The sequence below is a fragment of the Actinopolyspora mzabensis genome (assembly GCF_900101095.1).
In the GTDB taxonomy this organism is placed as follows: domain Bacteria; phylum Actinomycetota; class Actinomycetes; order Mycobacteriales; family Pseudonocardiaceae; genus Actinopolyspora; species Actinopolyspora mzabensis.
Genome location: NZ_FNFM01000004.1, coordinates 410,935 through 429,747, shown reverse-complemented (window position 1 = coordinate 429,747; position 18,813 = coordinate 410,935). Strand labels below are relative to the sequence as shown.

The following is an 18,813-nucleotide window of genomic DNA, read 5'->3' as shown; positions in this document are numbered from 1 at the left end:
GGACCCCCTCAACTCGGAACTGAAGTATTCGACTCGTTCGGCTGGTTCACGATGGGCGAGCCCCGCCGGGAGCCCGCTCGTCCGAAATGGAACTCGGGTGCGCGCGCTCGTTGCGGCCGACGCGAGACCGGAATCCGGCGCGAGAGCGCTCGCCACCCCATCCGCAGACACATCAGCCCGAACGGAGCGAGGTCGTCCCGTGCGAACCAGGCGGTTTCCTCGGTGCCGCGCAGCGAGCTGATCCACTCTCGGAGACCGAGGCGGCCACCGCGCCACCCCCCGAACGCCGCCAGTGGGTCGTAGTTCTCCACCACGAAACGACGGTCGGGACCGTGCGCTATGTGCGGAACACGCTGTCCGGTCAGGTCCAGGTAGGCCGTCACCGCGAGATCCAACCCGGCCCGGTCGCTGAAAAGTCGGAATTGGGCGCCCAGCCTGGGGTTGCAGTCGAGCAGTTTGTAGTGGCCGTCCCTGGGATCCCAACGCCAGTCCATGTCCACGAGGCCGCGAAAACCGGTACGGCGCAGCAGTTCGACGGCTTGTTGCCCGAGCTCGTGGTTGGTCACCCAGCGACCGAAGCTGGTCAATCCCGCCGCGGCCGGATACGAGCGTTCCTTGACCCCGATACACACCGGACTCTGTGCCGGATCGTCACCCAGATAACCGTGGAGGAACCAGTCCTGGCCCCGTCCCGGCGTCGTCGCGTGGGGCAGGAACTCCTGCAACACGATCGGCTGGCCGGCGGCGCGATGCAGCTCCCCGAGCTGATTCGGGGTGCGCACCACGCTCGTGCTGGGAATGCGGTGACCGGCGCGACGCCAGGGAGTGGCCAGCTTCGCGACCAGTGGATAACCGACCGAGGCCGCGAAGGCACGGGCCCTCGGCCAGGTGGTGACCGTCTCGGTTCTGGGGGCGGGAACTCCGTGCTCCCGGCAGAGTCGGTACAGCGAATCCTTGCCCGCCAGTTTCCGCGGCAGGTCGGTGGGGGGACGGGGGAACAACAACCACGGGTGCAGTTCGGCCGCGTGTTCGGCCAGCAGGATGGCCCCGGCGTCGTCGGTCGGCAACACAACCGTGGGCCGTCCGAGCCGTTCGACGATCCGTGCCAACCCGTCCACGACGTCGAGCTCGGTGCCCTCCCCGGCTCGCCATCGCCAGTGACCGTGCAGGTAACGGGAGTGGGCGGTGGGCACCAGCGGGTCCTCACAGACCCCGTAAACCGGCACCCCCAGCCTGCCCAGACCACGGACGACCCCCAGACCGCCGTGGTGCAGCGGATTGTCGTCCAGTTTGAGCACCACCACGGGCGTGGCGGTGTCGAAGACCCCCGCGGCGGGCGACGGTGTGTCTCGGGAAGCGGGCACGGCACACCTCCTCACACGAGCCTGCGATGCGGGGCGTGATCGAACCGGTAGGTGGCGTCGAGCACCAGCGGGAAGCGACCGACCCAGCGGTAGTCGAACTCCGGATGGGGCGTGTGCACCAGCACCAGATCCCACGACCCCTCGGCGGGACTGATCTCGCTGACCAGCTCGGTGCTCTCGGAGAGCCGAACTCGCGGAACCAGCGGATCGTAGTAACCGATCTCGGCCCCCAACTCCGCGAGCCCGGACAGAATGGACAGTGCGGGCGACTCCCGCAAGTCGGCCACCCCGGCCTTGTAGCTGACCCCGACCAGCAGAACGCGTGCCCCGCCCGGGGTGAGCCCTGACTCGGCGAGCAGTTCGGCGACCCGCGTCACCACCTGTTGCGGCCGGTCCCGGATCACGCGCATAACCTGCTCCAGCAGCGGAGCGGACACCCCCTGGGAGCGCAACTGCCACAGCAGGTAGTAGGGGTCGCAGGGAATGCAGTGTCCCCCCACTCCGGGGCCGGGAAACCCACCCAGAAACCCGTAGGGCTTGGTACCCGCCGCCAGGGTGACCTCGATGGGATCCAGCTCGAGGTTCCGGCAAACCTCGGCGAACTCGTTCGCGAGGGCGAGCGTGACCGCGCGGAATATGTTCTCGTACAACTTGGTCAGTTCCGCGGCTTCCGGGGAACTGACCAGGAACACCGAGTCGGTCACCTGGTTGATCACGTCCGCCGCGCGTGCCGAGCAGTTCTTGGTGACCCCGCCCACCACACGCGGCGTGTCCTGCTGCCGGTGGTCCGGATTCCCCGGATCGATCCGTTCGGCGCTGAATGCCACGTAGACATCCCGGCCAGGCAACAACTCACGACGTCGCAGGGGTTCGACCAGCAGCTCCCGCGTGGTGCCCACGTAAGTCGTCGAGGTCAGGATCAGGGTTTGGCCCGGCCGGGCCTGCGATGCCACTTCGGTACAGGCGGCCCGCAGCGCGGCCAGTTCGGGAGTTCCGTCCTCACGCACCGGCGTGGGGACGCATATGACTATCGCCTCCGCTTCGGCGATGGCTCCGCTGTCGGAGGTGAGTCGGATTCCTTCCGTGCCGAGCGCGCGTCGCAGCTCTTCCCGGTCGGATTCGGCCAACTCCACGTCGCCGTCCAGGATGCTGCGTAGCCGCTCGCTGCTCGTGTCCACTCCGATCACGTCGATCCGTTTGGAGTGGAACTCCACGACCGTCGGCAGCCCGACGTACCCCAATCCCACCACCGCCACTCTGGCGGGGGTGGAAGCGGCGGGCCCGTCTTCGCCGCCACCGAGCGGCGAATGAGTCACCAACCGATCATTGAATTCGTACTCCCGGCCGTTGACCGCCAGCGAGAGCGGAAGTTCCCCCACGATTCCTCCCCAGGATCGACGGTGCCGTATCACTGCCGATGCGTTCGACCATGCCATCGGCATGCCCCCGGGTTCCTCCTCCGCAGTGGGGAAAAGCGTCTACCCACCCGGCAGGAGGGGTTACTCCTCAACACTCGACGGGACGCCGCACCGGGCTCGCCGTCAACGGCTCGGTCGTAGCCGGGCGCGCCACCGCTTGGCCTCGAGTCGCAGTCCGTTGTCACGGTCACCCACGTGAATTCGTGGAATGGCGAGTCCACAGGCGAGCGAGCCCGGCCGAACGGCGCAGGCGTAGGCGTAACCGGCCTCGTGGACCTCGCGTAGAGTGTTCCGGTCGAGGTCGCCGTAGGGATAACAGAACCCCTCGACCGGCTGACGCAGCAACTCCGTGAGCTCGGAACGGCTGCGGTGCACCTCCTCGGCCATCTCGACGCGGGAGAGGGTGGACAGCGGGCGGTGCAGCAGCCCGTGTGAGCCGATCTCCATCCCCAGTTCGGCGGCGCGGTGGATCTGCTCGGCACTCATCAGCGGCTTGCGTGGACCGTCACCGTCCCACGCGTTGTGGCCGTCGATCCGGCGGGCGAGTACGAACACGGTGGCGGTGAAGCCGTGTTCACGCAGTGCGCCCACCACGGTGGTGTCGAAGTCCGCGTAGCCGTCGTCGAAGGTGAGCCCGATGAGCCCACGCGCACGTCCCTGCCGGTACGCACGGAGCAGCTGGCCCACCCCTACCCCGGTCCAGCCGCGCAGGCGGAGCCAACGCAGCTGCCGCAGGAAACGCTCGGGACGAACTGTCACTCGATAGGGGTCAGTCGTGTACTCCTGCACGGAGTGATACATCAACACCGGCGGCATGTCGCTCGCCGGCCGCTGGACAGTGCCTGCCGTTTCCGAGCCGATCATCGTCCTCCCCCGCGACGGGCACTCGTGCGGAGATGACGGTAACCGGTGACCCGCCCCGACGGATCCGTCAAGGCGGGTATCGTGTCTACCTCAGATTGTCCAGGTGTCGCGGCCGGTGAGCAGCTGCTGCAGATCGGCGGGACGCTGCCGGGCGGCGTCGTCGAGCTGCTGCCTGGCCTGGTCGTCGTAGGTGGGACGGTCGACGTCGCGGAATACGCCGGTCACCGTCGGATCGAGGTCCTGCCCGCCGAGCCGGGAGAGGGCGAAGGCGTGACCGGTGTCGGCGCGGTGCGCGTCGTGGATCACGAGGTCGCGCTCGTCGGTCTCGTCGAGCTTGGCCACCCGCAGCTCACCCCCCTCGTCGCGAACCACCCCGAACCGCTCGTGTTCGGGGCCGAACGTGACGGGCTGGCCGTGGCGCAGCTGGATGAGCCTGCGCTGCTTTTCGTCGGCGTCCTTGAGCACGTCGAACGCGCCGTCGTTGAAGATGGGGCAGTTCTGGTAGATCTCCACCAACGAGGAACCGCGGTGGGCCGCGGCGGCCCGCAGGGTCTCGGTCAGGTGCGCGCGGTCGGAGTCCAGGGTGCGAGCCACGAAACCGGCCTCGGCGCCCAGGGCGAGCGAGACCGGGTTGAACGGGGTGTCCACCGAACCGGCCGGGGTGGACTTGGTGACCATGCCCTGATCCGAGGTGGGTGAGTACTGCCCCTTGGTCAACCCGTAGATCCGGTTGTTGAACAACAACACGGTGATGTTGACGTTGCGCCGCAGCGCGTGGATCAGGTGGTTACCGCCGATGGACAGGCCGTCGCCGTCGCCGGTGACCACCCACACCGACAGATCGGGACGGGTGGTCGCCAGGCCGGTGGCGATCGTCGGTGCCCGACCGTGGATCGAGTGCATCCCGTAGGTGTTCATGTAGTACGGGAAGCGGGCTGAGCAGCCGATACCGGAGACGAACACGGTGTTCTCCCGCTTGATGCCCAGCTCGGGCAAAAAGCCGCGCACCGCCGCCAACACCGCGTAGTCACCGCAGCCGGGGCACCAGCGGACCTCCTGGTCGCTGGTGAAGTCCTTGGCGGAGTACTCCTCGTCGGTGGTGGGCACCCCATCCAGCCCGCCCATCGTGGGCAGTCCCAGATTCGTCGTCACAGCTCGGCTCCTCGAACCACATCGGACAGCACGGTTTCCAACTCCTCGGCCTGGAATGGCAAGCCCGCCACTTTGGTGTAGGACTGAGCGTCCACCAGGTACCGCGATCGCAGCAGCATCGCCAACTGCCCCATGTTCATCTCCGGAACCACGAGGCGCTCGTAGCTCCGAAGTATCTCGCCGAGGTTGCCCGGCATGGGGTTGAGATGGCGCAGATGGGTCTGCGCGATCGACATGCCACGCGCCCGCAGCCTGCGGCAGGCCGCACCGATGGGCCCGTAGGAGGAACCCCATCCCAGCACCAGCACCCGCGCCTGCCCGCCGGGATCATCCACCTCGACGTCGTCCACCTCGATGCCGTCGATCCTGCGTTGCCGCAGCCGCACCATCGCGTCGTGATTGTCCGGATCGTAGGAGATGCTGCCCTTGCCGTCCAGCTTCTCCAACCCGCCGACGCGGTGCTCCAGACCGGCCGTACCGGGGATCGCCCACTGTCGGGCGAGGGTTTCCGGATCGCGCAGATACGGCCAGAACTCCTCGGAGCCGTCGGCGGCGTTGGCCTCGGTGGCGAAATCGACCCGCAGGTCGGGAAGCTGCTCCACGTCGGGGATCATCCAGGGTTCGGAGCCGTTGGCCGTAGCTCCGTCCGACAGCAGCAGCACGGGGGTTCGGTAGGTCAACGCGATCCGTGCGGCGTCGATGGCGATGTCGAAGCAGTCGGCCGGTGACCGCGGCGCCAGCACCGGCACCGGGGACTCGCCGTTGCGGCCGTACAGCGCCTGCAGCAGATCGGCCTGCTCGGTCTTGGTGGGCAGCCCGGTCGAGGGGCCGCCGCGCTGGATGTCGCAGATCAGCATCGGCAGCTCCAGGGCCACCGCCAGCCCGATCGTCTCCGACTTCAGCGCCAGTCCCGGCCCGGAAGTGGTGGTCACGCCGAGCGAACCACCGAAGGCCGCCCCCAGCGCGGCACCCACGCCCGCGATCTCGTCCTCGGCCTGGAACGTCGTCACACCGAAGTTCTTGTGCTTGGCCATCTCGTGCAGCACGTCCGAGGCGGGCGTGATGGGATAGCTGCCCAGAAACACCGGGAGTTCGCTGCGCCGCCCGGCCGCCACGAGACCGTAGGACAGCGCCAGGTTGCCGGTGACCTGCCGGTAGGTCCCCTCGGGCAGGCTGGCCGGCTCGACCTCGTAGCTCACCGCGAACGACTCGGTGGTCTCACCGTAGTTCCACCCCGCCCGGAACGCGAGCAGATTCGCCTCGGCCACCTGGGGTTTGCCGGAGAACTTCTCACGCAGGAAGCGCTCGGTGTTCTCGGTGGGGCGGTGATACATCCACGACAGCAGCCCGAGCGCGAACATGTTCTTGCAGCGCTCCGCCTCCTTGCGGGTAAGCCCCGTCTCGGCCACCGCACCCTTGGTCAGCTCGCTCATCGCCACCCGGTGCAGCGTGAACCGATCCAACTCGCCCGACTCCAGCGGAGACTGCTCGTAGCCCACCTTCTTCAGATTCCGCTTGGTGAACTCGTCGGTGTTGACCACCACGGTCGCGCCGTGCGGAAGATCGCCGAGATTGGCCTTGAGCGCGGCCGGGTTCATCGCCACCAGCACGTCCGGCCGGTCACCCGGGGTAAGAATGTCGTAGTCGGCGAAGTGCAACTGAAAACTCGACACTCCGGGCAGGGTTCCCGCGGGCGCCCGGATCTCGGCCGGGTAGTTCGGCAGGGTCGCCAGGTCGTTGCCGAACGCGGCGGCCTCCGAGGTGAAACGGTCGCCGGTCAACTGCATACCGTCACCGGAATCCCCGGCAAACCGGATCACGACGCGGTTCACCTTGCGCTGCGTGTCCGGCTGCTGTTCGTCAGCCCCGGATCCCGTTCGCTCAGCGGGTTGTTGCCCGTTCGTCGCCACCACTTGACCAGTTCCCTTTCACCGTGCGAGGAAGTCCCCATCGCGGAATGGGTGACTCGTCCACCGCCGCTGTTCGTACCGTGAGCCGCGTCCGGCGATCAAGCCGCAACCCGTCCGCAGCATACTCGTGGCACAACGAACTCGGCAGTCGTCGCATTCCGTTTTCCGGGAAACTCCGTTCCGCGCGGGACCGGGGAACCGCGAGCCAGCACGGAAACGAAAACCGCAGTGACAGGAGCGAATACCGCACGCGAGAGCGAAAACCACCGCGACCTGCTCGCCGCGCGGGGCTCCCCACGGGGCGACGGTCGAGCGAGGTGGGCAGGCACGGCACGAACGGCTCGGCTCGTGCCGTTCGTGCCGTGCCTCCGAAAACGCGAGCGGCTGCGGAGCAGGTGGCGCACGAACCCGTTTCCGCTCGTGCATTCGAAACGGCGGGCGCCCATTCCGCGAGACACCTGATCGGCAGCACGATTTCTCGCTAGTCGTCCGAAAAAAGGAATGTGATTTCCGCCATACCCAACGGTGACTTTCCCACTACCGGGCGGCAGCTACAACCCCGCACACGACGCTCGGGCGACTCCCCCGGCTGGGAAGCCGAGGTGTTCGCGCGCTGCACGACTCGTGGAATGCAACGCCACCTCGTGCCCGTCGCTCGCGGGTCAGCCCCGCTCGGGAACCACCATGCCGTCGCGGAAAATGCGGGTGTACTGCTCCGCGATCCCTTGGACGCTCATGCGACCACTGGGGTTGTACCAGCGCACGGCGGCGGAGACGGAATCCCGAATGAACCGGTGCGCCAACCGGGGACTGAGCTCGGCGCGAAACACCCCCATCCGCTGCCCCTGCCGCAGCACACGTACCCAGATGCGTTCGAAGTCGCGGTTCGCGGTGTCGATGTAGCCGAACCGGTCGAATCCCGCCAGGTACCCGGCCTCGTTGTGCAGGACGGCCATCGCCCACCGATGGCGATGCAACGCCGCGAACGCCTCGTGAATCAGCTCGCCCACCGTGGTGTGCGGGTCGTGACCGGCGTCGACCACTCGTCGGAACCGCTCCAGCTGCGCGTTCAGGTACTCCCGCAGGATCTCGTCGACCATCGCCTCCTTCGAATCGAAATGGTGGTAGAGACTGCCGGGCAGTATCCCTGCCTCGTCGGCGATCTCACGCATCGTGGTGGCCGCGACACCGCGAGTCGCGAACATCCGAGCCGCCATGGCCAACAGCTCCGCCCTGCGCCCGGAACCACGCTCCCTGCCACTCGTCCGATTCCCGCCGGTCATCAGCGACATTATCCGGGCGCACGCGCGAGTTCGCCGGAAATCAGGGGGCGGACGCCCCGCCCGGCGAGGACTCCCGCACCGCTCGCGGACAGGCCTTTTCCCGGGACCGACCGGACTCGGGCACGTGCTCCCGCACGGCCGAGGAGGGCCCTAAGCTGATCGTGGTCGAGTCCACTTGGAGGAGCTTCGGTGTCCGCGTCCCTGTCCACAGCCGAGCAGCGCAACCCGAGCACGTGTGGGGCGATGAGGGCCACCTCGTTCGCACGCGTGCCGGTACTGCTGCTCGCGGGAGCCGTCAGCGCCCTGTTGCTGCTGCTCAGCCCTCGCTACGGCTATCTCTCGGACGAGTTGTACTTCCTGGCCGCGGGCAAGCACTACCTGGACTGGGGCTATATGGACCAGCAACCGCTGGTCCCGTTGCTGGCGCGGTGGGCCGACGTGCTGGCTTCGGACTCCTTGCTCGTGCTGCGGCTCGTCCCAGCCCTGGTGACCGCGGGCGGAATCGTGCTAACCGCCCTGATCGCCCGGGACCTCGGCGGGGATCACCGGGCGCAGACCCTGGCGGCCGCTGCCTACGCGATCTCGCCGTGGCTGCTGCTGAGCGGTCACTGGCTGGCGGCGGCCACGCTGGCACCACTGGAGTGGGGCCTGATCCTGTGGTTGCTGGTCCGCTGGAGCAGGTGGCACCACGCCGGGTTTCGCAGGGACCGGCTGATCTGGAGCGCGACAGCAGTCGTCGTGGTCGGAGTGCAGACCAAGTTCCAGGTGATCCTGCTGTGCTTGGCGGTGCTGCTGGCCGTTTCCGCCGTCGGCCCCCGCCGGATGCTGCGCCGTCCCGCGTTGTGGCTCGGCGCCGGAACAGTACTGGCCACCTCCCTTCCGACCCTGCTGTGGCAGCACCGGAACGGCTGGCCCGCCCTGGACATGGGGGCGGTGGTGGCTGGTGAGACACGGCGCCTGCTGTTCGTGCCGAACGCGCTGCTCTACTCCGGGATCGCGGTGGGCGCCGTGCTGTGCTGCTACGGGCTGTGGCAACTGCTGCGAGCTCCCGAACTCGCCGAGTACCGGTTCCTGGGCTGGACGGTACTGGGCCTGGTGCTGTTCTTCCTCGCGGCCAGTGGCAGACCGAACTATCCGGCGGGAACGTTCGGGCTGCTGTTCGCCGCGGGGGCGGTGGGGCTGCGGCACCGCCGCGAACTGCGCGGGCACAACAGGGCCCGTTGGGTCCCGTGGGTGGTATACCCGCTGTCGGCGTTGCTGCCGATCGCGCTGCTACCCATCTATCCCCTGCCGCTGTTGGCCGCCCACCCCGAGCTGCCCAGCTACAGCAGAATGTACGAGACGGGATGGCGAGCGCTGGCACGAACCACCGCGAGCGCCTACCGCGAGCTGCCCGCAGGGCTGCGCGAGGACACCGTCGTGGTCGCGGCGAACTACCCGATGGCGGCGGCGCTGGACGTGCACGGGCGGGAACTCGGGTTACCCCGGGTCCACAGCCCGCACCGCGGGTACTGGTTCTTCGGAGCCCCGCCCGACTCGGCGCGCGCGATGCTCTACGTCGGCAGCGAGCATCCGCTGGCGCCCCACTTCGGCGAGCGGCGGCAGCTGGACACCGTGCGAAGCGAGCACAACGTGGTCAACATCGCGCGCGGCGTCGCCGTCACCCTCTACACCGAGCCCCGGCTTAGCTGGTCCGAGCTGTGGCCCCGGATCCGGAAGATGTGAGTGTTCCCCGCCCTGCCGACCGGAAGCTCAGCCCGAAGCTCAGCGAGGCGCCACGGGCCTGCGGCAGACGTAGACGCGGGCGGGTGGCACGTTGCGCCAGACGGTACGCGAGGTGATCACCTCGTCGAACGCCGCTCCCAACCGGTCACGGAATCGCCGGGCACCCGACATGCCGAGCGCGTGCGCGTAGGCGATGGTGGTGAATCCGCCGCCGGGTGCGAGTACGGAACCGATCTCGCGCAGGATCCGGCGCTGCGATTCGGGCGCGAACAGTGACCAGGGCAGCCCGCTGACGACGGCGTCCGCCGACTCGATCCCGTTCTCGGCGAGCAACTCGCCCAGTCGCATCGCGTCCCCCTGTACGACCTCCAACCAGGGTGCCTCGGTGCGCAGGTGTTCACACATACCGGGGTCGACCTCGACGGCGACGTGGCGTCCCCCCGCGGGGACGCGCTCGGCGATGGCACCGCTGAGCGCGCCGGTGCCGGGGCCCAGCTCGACGACGACCGGCTGTTCGATGCTGGGCACGACAGCTGCCATCTCCCTGGCCAGCACGGGAGAGCTGGGCAGGACGGCACCGACGGTGGCGGGTTCGCGTACCGCCCGGTTCACGAAAGTGCGGTACTCGGACAGCAACGAACTGCTGCGGGATGCCGGTGCGGCGAGATCGCCGGAGCCGGTCTGCTGGGATCGTGTCAACGAATGGCCTTCTCGTTCGGTCCTGTCCACGTCGGGGTCACCGATCGTGGCCGTATTTCGACCGGAAACCCGGCACGGGCCGTGGCCCCGGGCGTCACGGGGTTGGGGACGGTCCCGCCGGAGCGAACCGCCTTACCGGCCACCAGCCTAGCGCCCGGCAAAGCGGGAGCGCGGCCGTGGCCACTACGACGCCCGGTCGAGCGTCACACGGCGGGCGTCGCGGCGCGCAATGCCTCGACCAGCGCCCGAGCTCCTTCGGTCGCCTCCTCCTCGGTGACGCTCAACGGCGGGGCGATACGCAGCACGTTTCCCTCCAGTCCCCCTTTACCGATCAGCACCCCGCGCTCCCGGGCCCGCTCGGTGACGGCGGCGGCCACCTCGGCGGCGGGGTTTCCGTCCGCTCGCACCAGTTCCACACCGAGCATCAGCCCCTTGCCGCGGATCTCGGCAACCGAGTTCAGGGATTCGGCGGCCCGCAGTTCGTCGCGCAGCACCGCACCGACCCGACGCGCGTTCTCCCGGAGATCGTGGCGCTGGTGGTAGTCGAGGTTCGCCAGCGCACCGGCGGCTGTCAGCGGACTGCCGCCGAACGTGGAGATCGAGTTCGCGGCGACGCTGTCCATGACCTCACCTCGGGCCACCACACCGGCTATCGGAAGACCGTTGCCGATGCCCTTGGCGAAGGTGACCACGTCCGGCGCGCCGTTGTCGGCGTGCGCCTGCCAGCCCCAGAAGTGCTCGCCGGTACGTCCCCAGCCGGTCTGCACCTCGTCGCTGATCCACAGGATGCCGTGCCGGTCCAGCACTTCCCTGAACCGCGCGAACAGGCCGTCCGGGGGCGCGGCGAACCCGCCGACGCCCTGAATCGGTTCGGCGATCAGACACGCCACGTTGCCGTGCAGCTGATCGAGGGTGTCCTCCAGATCGCGCACGCAGGCCTCGGTGAACTCCCCGTCGCTCAACCCCTCCAGCATGGTGCCGCGCCTCCGGGTGCCGTGGACGTAGCTGGTCTGCACCGGTGAGAGGCTGCTCGGCGACCAGCTCCGGTTGCCGGTCACCGCCAGCGAGGCGAACGAACGACCGTGGTAGCTGTTGCGCAGGGCCAGGATCTGGTTGGAGGCCCGATAGCCGGTGGCCAGCAGCAGGGCGGTGTCGTTGGCCTCGGTGCCGCTGGTGGTGAAGAAGACCCGGGGGTCGTCCAGGCCCGACAACTCGGCGATCCGTTCCGCCAGGTCCACCATCGGCCGGTTCAGGTACAGCGTGGAGGAGTGCAGGATCCTGCCCGCCTGCTCGGCCACGGCCTTGGTCACCTCGGGTACGGCGTGACCGGTCATGGTCGTGAGGATGCCGCCGAAGAAGTCGAGGTAGCGGTTCCCCTCGGCGTCCCAGACGTGCCTGCCGGATCCGCTCTCGATGTCGATCGGCTCGGAGTACATGGTCGACAGCCAGGACGGCATCACCGCCGCACGCCGCCGCGCCAAACGTGCGTGCTCTCCGCCCGGGTCGAAGCCGGCTTCGGCGTTCATCGTCACTCCTGTCAGCTCCGCCGTTGATGCCACCGGACCGTCTTTCGGGCCAGCGTGGTCTCGAACCTATGGGCGAACCGGGGCCGGGGCAATACCGAAGCGCGCGAACGGCCCGAACTCGGGAAGCGGCTCATTCGGCTGAGTTCGTTCGGGGGGGGGCTCATTCGGGTGGGCTCATTCGGATGGTCCGCGCCTGCGCGACTCGCCGCGGGTGGTCCTGCGCACCTCGCGGTACATCGCGCGGGTCTCACGCCCGATCCCCGGGGGATAGCCGTGTTTGATCACGCGGTGTTCACAGCTCTCGCCCATGGCACTGACCGAGTAGAACAATCCCACCAGCAGCCCCAGGGCCACCGAGGACCACCGGATGTAGAGCGGGCCCGGCAACAACAGCAGCACCACCACGCAGAACGGGGCGAGCTGCGTCAGAGCGCGGAGAAGGTGACGAAGCACCCAGGTACGGCAGGTCACGTCGTGCAGTACCCATTCGGCCAGGTGAGCGGGCAGCCTGCCACCGAACGTGTACCAGACCCACTGCAGGGGGTTGGGACGGTGCTTGCCCATCGCCTCGACGATAGCCCCCCTGGCGCGAATCGCTCGCCACCGGCGAGTGAACGTAACGGCCACCCCCGTGCTCCGGACCGTGGAAGGTGGTGTAAGCTGATCACTGTTCAACAGAAGAGCGGGACGTGGCGCAGCTTGGTAGCGCACCTGACTGGGGGTCAGGGGGTCGTGGGTTCGAATCCCGCCGTCCCGACCACGGGAATGGTCTGCCGCCCCGGCAACGAGCGGGGCGGCACACTGTGCTTGCACCTCGGAGTGAAATCCCCGGCCGTGCTGTCCACCGGCCAGACCATCGCCCACCCGAGACATCTCGACCGGCAACAGCGAGAACTACGCCGGTTACTGCGCCAGGCCGCCCGCCGCCCCTGGCGGACAAGCGCACCGGCCGGAAGCCGTCGAACCGGTGGCACACCGCCCAAGTCCGCATCGCCAAGCTGCACACGCGGATCTCCCACGCGCGCCGCGACGGGCTGCACCAGCTCTCCACCCGACTGGTGCGCCAGTTCGACACCGTGGTGGTCGAAGACCTCAACGTGTCGGGGATGGTGCGCAACCGGCGCCTGGCCCGCCGCATGGCCGGACCGCCCGAGGCTGGGGGCAGCACGTCCTCCCCGAGTTGCGGTGCGACGGAAACGAGTCGGCTGGAAACCCACCCAAGAGCAGCCCCGCTGGCCACGGGTATCGCCGCGGGAAGACCCCGCCCCAGCGGGCCGGGGCCGACGCCGCGCCGCAAGGCGACGGCTCGGGAACGTTTACACGTTTCCTGAACGGAAGGGGATATATCTGGTCCCCTTCATGGCTCCGGCGCGTTCGAGGATCGCGAAAACGGGTGCCCCTTCGTAACCACGGGCGGCCATCACCTCGACTTCCGCGTGCGGGAGCGCTTCCCTCGTTCGTGCCGCACGCTCCTGCTTGACCCCGGACTCTCTGAACGGATCGACACCCCGACGCCTTCGGGAAACGTTCTCCGCTGATCAGGATAGCTCACGCGCAGAAATTAATCCAACCGTGCGGTACTTTTCTGTAGTTGACCACTGCGCATCGGAGTTCCGAGCCGATCGGGCGTGCCGAGCTGCACGGGTTCCACAATGACTTCCGGAGCACCTGCGCTGTCGAGCTTCTCCTGCTCCCGTTCCACCTTCCCACCGCTGCGCTTCACCGAATTGACGAATTCTTGAGGAAATCGGTGTTGAGCTTCCCCACAGCGGTTGTGACGCTGATGGCAGTACACCGTGGAACGAGTCTTACGGACTCTGTTCCAACACTTCCGCAGGGTCGGCGGACCGGCCGGGAACGCGTACGGCGGCTCGGAGAGTGGACAGGTGTGCGCATCGTCGTTCCGGATCAGGAGGCTCCGTTGGGAACCCAGGGGTATGCCGACGCTGTCGGTGAGGCACTGCAACGTTTGGAAGGCCTCGGCTACGAGCGCGGCACGAACGGGGATCTGGCCAACCACGGCCCGATGGGCGCCGAAGCCCTGGCGGTTCTCGGGTTCGGTGAGGCGGTCTCGAGTTGGGTCGAGGGGTACAAGCAGGCGATGCCGCACCACGATCCTCCGGCCCCCCGGTTCGAAATCGACCCCTCCGACGAGTCCTCGTGGCGGGAAGCGCTCGGACAATTCCACCGTGCCGGGGACTGGGAACGACTCTTCTGGCGTGAGCTCCGCGAAGACCCCTGGCAGCGGGTGCTCGAACGATGGTGGCCCCGCTTGCTTCCCGGGCTGATGGCTGGACTGACTCACGGACTGATCCGCACCGCCCACGCCACTCGCTCGGTGGCCGCCGCCGAACCACCGAGCGATCTGGCACTGACCGAGTTGGCCCGGGGGCTGGCGTACTGGGCGGCCCGTTACACGGGGTTACCCGGCGACGCCAGGTTGATCGGAAAGCACCGTCCTGCAGAGGCCGTGGCAAGACTGCCTCGGCCGGAGTCCGAAGGCGTGATCACTCCTCCGATGGCCGCGGAACGGCTGCGGCGCGTTCGACTGCAGGACGACGAGGAGTTCCCCGGATACTTCGATGCGTTGGACGACATCGCGCCGAACAGTGCGCAGTGGTTGCTGAGCGAGATGACCTCCACATTCGCAGGTGTTTACCTCGCCCATCCGGAAATTCTTCCCATTCCGCTCATTCACGGCGTGACCGCACCGGCCGCGATCAGGTTGGTGCTTCCGTACCTGCCCTCCGAACAGCACGGTCCTACGGTGGCCACCATGTGGCAAGTCCACGTCGCACTGTTGATGGCTTTCACCAGTGACGCTTCACCCGAGCGTCGAAGTCTGGACACCGCGCGCGCCATGGACCTTCCGTCCGGGCCGCAGCTGCTGGTCGGCGCGATGGAGCACGGGGACGAGCACGTCATCAAGTTCGCGGAAGCGTGCCAGCGTGAGTACGCCCTCCGGCCCGATCCGCGCTACCCGGCGGCGGCCTTCGCCGCCCAACAGCGGATCGCGGTCCTCGGACGGTAACGGATGCGGGCCGCGAGCCGAACCCGCACGCACGTGCCGGGGCGATGGGGAGCGACACAAGAGGCACTCGGGGCGGAAAATTGTCCAAGGAAGTGACCAACGTTCCGGCGCGTGGGAAGCAGGAGCGAGCGCAACCCCACGACGGGGTGGGCGGGGAGCGGCGAGAACGCTCGTGGGCGATGTTCGCCTCACTGCGGGTCGGGAACTTCCGACTCTACGCAGGAGGACAGGTCGTCTCCCTGCTCGGGACGTGGATCCAACGTATCGCCCAGGACTGGCTGGTGCTGGAGATCTCCGGCGGCAGTCCGGTGGCACTCGGCGTGGCAGTGGCTCTGCAGTTCCTGCCGATGCCGCTGCTGACGCTGTGGGCGGGAGTGCTGGCCGACCGGCTCGACAAACGACGACTGCTGATGTCGTTGCAGTACGGGATCGGCGGCTGCGCACTGGTGCTGGGCACACTGGATCTGGCCGAGCTCGTCCAACTCTGGCAGGTCTACGTACTGTGCTTCGGGCTCGGTTGCTGCGGAGCCCTGGAGATGCCGGTGCGGCAGTCATTCGTGATGGAGATGGTCGGACAGGAGCAGGTCGGAAACGCTGTCGCCCTGAATTCCATGATCGTGAACTCCTGCCGGGTGGTGGGCCCTGCCATCGCCGGATACCTCATCACCCTCATCGGAACGGGATGGTTGTTCCTGCTCAATGCGCTCAGCCTCGTAGCGGTCGTCGCGACGCTGGCTACTATGGACAAAGACGGGATTCGCAGCGACAGCGACGGCTCCCGAAAACGCGGACAGCTCGTCGAGGGGATTCGCTACGTACGTCATCGCAGCGAACTGATGCTGGTGCTACTGCTGGTCTGCTGTATCGGCACGTTCGGAACAACGTTCAACACCTCACTGGCGGTGATGGCCGAAAAAGTGTTCCTGCTCGGTTCGGACGGTTTCGGACTGCTGCACACCATGCTTGCCATCGGAACGCTGAGCGGGGCCGCACTGGCCGCTTGGCGCAGTGGCCGAAGCGGGCCACGACTACGTCTGTTGGTGGGCAGTGCCCTGGCCTTCGGATTGTTGGAAATACTGGCTGCGCTGGCACCGGACGCGGGGACGTTCGGAGCAGCGCTGATCGCCGTCGGGGCGGCGCAGATGACGTTCATCCTGACGGCGAACAACACCATCCAGCTTTCGGTCGATTCCGCGCTACGCGGTCGAGTGATGGCGTTGTACATGCTTTTACTACTAGGAGGTACTCCGCTCGGGAGTACCCTGGCGGGCTGGACCGCCGAGCACTTGGACGCCCGCTCACCACTGCTGATCGGTGGTGGTCTCTCGGTTCTTGCTGCCGTTTTCTGCGCGGCGATGCTGACGATGCGCTCCGACAGCTCGACCAGAACGGCGCGGCACGGAGAACACTCGAAGTGAGCACGGTGTCCGGATGGGTTGCCCGGACACCCGCCGGTCCGAGCACGAAAACCTCGACCGGGCATGTTGCGTCCCGGATACGAGCCGGAGCTGCGGGAGCGATCGATTCGGTGCGAGTGACCGACCGACGCCGGCAACGTCGTTCCGGTGCACCACTCGGAAATTCCGCCGATCGGTCCGGTGAACGACGCGGGACGGTACTCGAGATTTCCACGAGCTTGCCGCGCCCGGAGGGGCGTACCGAGGTTTCGACCGCGTGCCGGGCGCTCGGGAAAAGGCTGCGCTGAGGTCAGCACGCAGCGCGCCGAAGATCGCGCTCGCCGATCCGTGTCCCGCTGAAGGCCTCGTTCGATCCAAGCGACGAGGCTCCGCACCAATTTCAACCACGGGGAACCGCGGCATGCCGCCCGGAGGCACGTGGGCGGCGGGGCAAGCGCGGCACTCGTAGTGGCTGCAGGAGAAAGCGGCGAACGCATCGGCGGCAACACGGATTCCGGCCCGAGTTCCGAGACTGGCAGCAGCACGTGCGCGGACAGCCATGGGCTCGGTCCCGACGACACCGAACGGACCGCAGCACCACACGCGATACGGAGTGAGGCGAATTCCGCTACTCCTTCCTGAGCAGCGGGGTCCACCACAGCGAGCAAAAATACCGGGAGACCGGTTTTTCATTGAAAACCGCATAGATGGTTTGTATGCTGGTCCCACTGAGGGGCAACAGCTTGAACACGCAGAGAGCTCCGATGTCAACCAGACAGGAACGACGCGAATCCGGGAGCCAACGATGCATCTGCTTGTGACGGAGAGTGAAAAAACCGCAGCAGCATCCATAGTCGACGGCCTGCGCAACCACGGGCACGAAGCGGTGGCTGTCCACACTGGTAACCAGGCGCTCGAGGCATACCAGGAAGCGGATCTCGTACTGCTCGACCTGGAACTTTGGGACATGGACGGACTGGAGGTCTGCCGCAACATCAGGACGGCCTCCGATATACCGATCATCGCTTTTACCAGATGCAGCACGGAATCGGACAAGATCCTCGGACTACAGGCCGGTTCGGACGACTGCCTGAGCAAACCGTACGGCTTCCGGGAACTGTTGGCTCGAATCGACGCGGTCATGCGACGTGTGAACACGGGAAACCCCAACTCCTACCTGGTCCGAGGCCCCTTGGAGATCGACGCCGCAACAAGGGAGGTAAGAGTCGACAACCAGCCGGTAAATCTGACCAGGAAGGAGTTCGAACTACTCCACTACCTGGCCAGCAGACCAAGCGCCGTGATTTCGCGACAGAAACTGATGGCCGAGATCTGGGGGGACCCTGTCGCGGACAACATGGGCACCAGGGTCAGCCGCACCATCGACACGCACATGAGCACGCTGCGGAACAAGCTGGGATCCAACGACTGGATCCGCACCGTCCGGGGAGTCGGCTTCCAATTCGAGGCGGAGCGGAAGAAGCAACACGCGGCGTTGTGACCGGACGAAGGCCACTGCGCGGCACACGGCCGGAACGAACACACGAACACAGACGCGGCAGTCCACAGTGATCACTTGCCCCGACCGGGAGGATTCGGCGATCTCCTCCGAACGGCCGGAACCGTACGATACGACGGGTTCCTTCGCGTACCGGTACGACTGAAAGCGGTCACGACTACTCCGGGACGGTTCGGGCCAACGACGGCCCCGGACGAGCCCGATCGCAGCAACCGGCTCGCCGTCGAGCGTTACCGCGGGAAATGAACACTCCGCGGCGTCCACGGCTGGAACCGACCGAAGGTCCGAGCGGTACCGCGGGGTGATGCGGATCCCGCCCCACTGGCCGACCGTTTCGAGCGATTCGCCCTCCTGCAGCTCATCGCCGGTTCCAACCGGCCGGGGTCGGACACGAACCCGAGGTCGATGATCCGGGGATCCCAGCCCCGAGGAGAGCTTCGGACCAGGTGCATCAGTCACTCGGAATCGGACCTCCGCGGGGCGCCCCGCGGACCACACGACACCGACAGCCGCACGTTCACCCGAAACACCGCAACGGCATGATTTCTGACAAAGATTTTTAGTTTCCGAACACAGAGTTTACGCAATCTCACTTTTTGTTTTTGACAAAGTATTGTACTTCCGTTCACAATCCGGGGATTGCTTCGCCGCCGAAATCGAAATAACATGGCAATCGACCTCCGGGGCGACACGCAAACGGCGCGCCTCCCCCGCATACGTTGTCAACAAAGCTGGACCGTGAACAGAGAACCGATCGACGAAGTCTTTGCAGAAAATTGAGCACCACCCCTCGACGGATCGATTGACACCGACAGCGAAACGGGTGAAGATTTTCGTATCCGCGAGAAACAACAACCTCGAAACGAGACAGCAGGCCGAATCGGGTCTCCCTCAGAGCAGAAACCAGATCACGGCGTCGCAACGA

Annotated in this window: 14 protein-coding genes and 1 tRNA gene; 6 read left to right on the top strand and 9 right to left on the bottom strand. The window is 67.0% G+C overall.

The features are described 5' to 3' along the window. Positions 1-8 precede the first annotated feature (8 nt). The 6 genes from BLR41_RS09040 to BLR41_RS09015 all read right to left on the bottom strand — a co-directional run bounded on the left by BLR41_RS09040 (position 9) and on the right by BLR41_RS09015 (position 7,991). Complete coding sequence (locus BLR41_RS09040; RefSeq protein WP_218120017.1) at positions 9-1,364, bottom strand: carboxylate--amine ligase; 1,356 nt, start codon at positions 1,362-1,364, stop codon at positions 9-11. An 11-nt stretch (positions 1,365-1,375) separates the two neighbouring features. Next, positions 1,376-2,743, bottom strand: a complete 1,368-nt coding sequence (locus BLR41_RS09035; RefSeq protein WP_092627520.1) for a nucleotide sugar dehydrogenase — start codon at positions 2,741-2,743, stop codon at positions 1,376-1,378. 162 nt (positions 2,744-2,905) lie between these two features. Next, positions 2,906-3,646 (bottom strand): polysaccharide deacetylase family protein, encoded by a 741-nt coding sequence (locus BLR41_RS09030; protein WP_092627519.1) that lies wholly within the window; start codon positions 3,644-3,646, stop codon positions 2,906-2,908. 90 nt (positions 3,647-3,736) lie between these two features. Continuing rightward, entirely contained in the window at positions 3,737-4,771 is a 1,035-nt protein-coding gene (locus tag BLR41_RS09025; RefSeq protein WP_092627613.1) for a thiamine pyrophosphate-dependent enzyme, read from the bottom strand. A 23-nt stretch (positions 4,772-4,794) separates the two neighbouring features. Further along, positions 4,795-6,711, bottom strand: a complete 1,917-nt coding sequence (locus BLR41_RS09020; protein WP_092627518.1) for a 2-oxoacid:acceptor oxidoreductase subunit alpha — start codon at positions 6,709-6,711, stop codon at positions 4,795-4,797. A gap of 659 nt (positions 6,712-7,370) precedes the next feature. Beyond that, positions 7,371-7,991 (bottom strand): TetR/AcrR family transcriptional regulator, encoded by a 621-nt coding sequence (locus BLR41_RS09015; protein WP_092627612.1) that lies wholly within the window; start codon positions 7,989-7,991, stop codon positions 7,371-7,373. A gap of 189 nt (positions 7,992-8,180) precedes the next feature. Between BLR41_RS09015 and BLR41_RS09010 the strand changes: the two genes are divergently transcribed. After that, positions 8,181-9,716 (top strand): glycosyltransferase family 39 protein, encoded by a 1,536-nt coding sequence (locus tag BLR41_RS09010; protein ID WP_245694012.1) that lies wholly within the window; start codon positions 8,181-8,183, stop codon positions 9,714-9,716. A 39-nt stretch (positions 9,717-9,755) separates the two neighbouring features. Here BLR41_RS09010 and BLR41_RS09005 read toward each other — a convergent pair whose 3' ends face one another. The 3 genes from BLR41_RS09005 to BLR41_RS08995 form a co-directional block, all read right to left on the bottom strand. Further along, positions 9,756-10,415 carry a class I SAM-dependent methyltransferase gene (locus tag BLR41_RS09005; protein ID WP_218120014.1) on the bottom strand — a complete coding sequence of 220 codons (660 nt, stop codon included), beginning with the start codon at positions 10,413-10,415 and terminating at the stop codon, positions 9,756-9,758. A 203-nt stretch (positions 10,416-10,618) separates the two neighbouring features. Next, complete coding sequence (locus BLR41_RS09000) at positions 10,619-11,941, bottom strand: aspartate aminotransferase family protein (protein ID WP_092627610.1); 1,323 nt, start codon at positions 11,939-11,941, stop codon at positions 10,619-10,621. Between the two features lie 174 nt (positions 11,942-12,115). Beyond that, a complete protein-coding gene (locus BLR41_RS08995) occupies positions 12,116-12,568 on the bottom strand; it encodes a DUF5313 family protein (protein ID WP_176797890.1) in 453 nt (150 codons plus the stop codon). Positions 12,569-12,624: 56 nt separating this feature from the next. Here BLR41_RS08995 and BLR41_RS08990 point away from each other — a divergent pair. The 5 genes from BLR41_RS08990 to BLR41_RS08970 all read left to right on the top strand — a co-directional run bounded on the left by BLR41_RS08990 (position 12,625) and on the right by BLR41_RS08970 (position 17,870). After that, a tRNA-Pro gene (locus tag BLR41_RS08990) sits at positions 12,625-12,701 on the top strand. A 43-nt stretch (positions 12,702-12,744) separates the two neighbouring features. Next, positions 12,745-13,272 (top strand): transposase, encoded by a 528-nt coding sequence (locus tag BLR41_RS23990; protein ID WP_176797889.1) that lies wholly within the window; start codon positions 12,745-12,747, stop codon positions 13,270-13,272. A 557-nt stretch (positions 13,273-13,829) separates the two neighbouring features. Further along, entirely contained in the window at positions 13,830-14,972 is a 1,143-nt protein-coding gene (locus BLR41_RS08980) for a questin oxidase family protein (RefSeq protein ID WP_218120013.1), read from the top strand. 80 nt (positions 14,973-15,052) lie between these two features. Next, positions 15,053-16,390 (top strand): MFS transporter, encoded by a 1,338-nt coding sequence (locus BLR41_RS08975; protein WP_245694011.1) that lies wholly within the window; start codon positions 15,053-15,055, stop codon positions 16,388-16,390. A 796-nt stretch (positions 16,391-17,186) separates the two neighbouring features. Continuing rightward, complete coding sequence (locus BLR41_RS08970; protein ID WP_218120012.1) at positions 17,187-17,870, top strand: response regulator transcription factor; 684 nt, start codon at positions 17,187-17,189, stop codon at positions 17,868-17,870. The last annotated feature ends 943 nt before the right edge of the window (positions 17,871-18,813 follow it).

Coding starts and splice junctions, on each gene's coding strand:
- BLR41_RS09015 (WP_092627612.1), bottom strand. CDS start 7,991: ATGACCGGCGGGAATCGGACGAGTGGCAGGGAGCGTGGTTCCGGGCGC.
- BLR41_RS09030 (WP_092627519.1), bottom strand. CDS start 3,646: ATGATCGGCTCGGAAACGGCAGGCACTGTCCAGCGGCCGGCGAGCGAC.
- BLR41_RS09025 (WP_092627613.1), bottom strand. CDS start 4,771: ATGGGCGGGCTGGATGGGGTGCCCACCACCGACGAGGAGTACTCCGCC.
- BLR41_RS09000 (WP_092627610.1), bottom strand. CDS start 11,941: ATGAACGCCGAAGCCGGCTTCGACCCGGGCGGAGAGCACGCACGTTTG.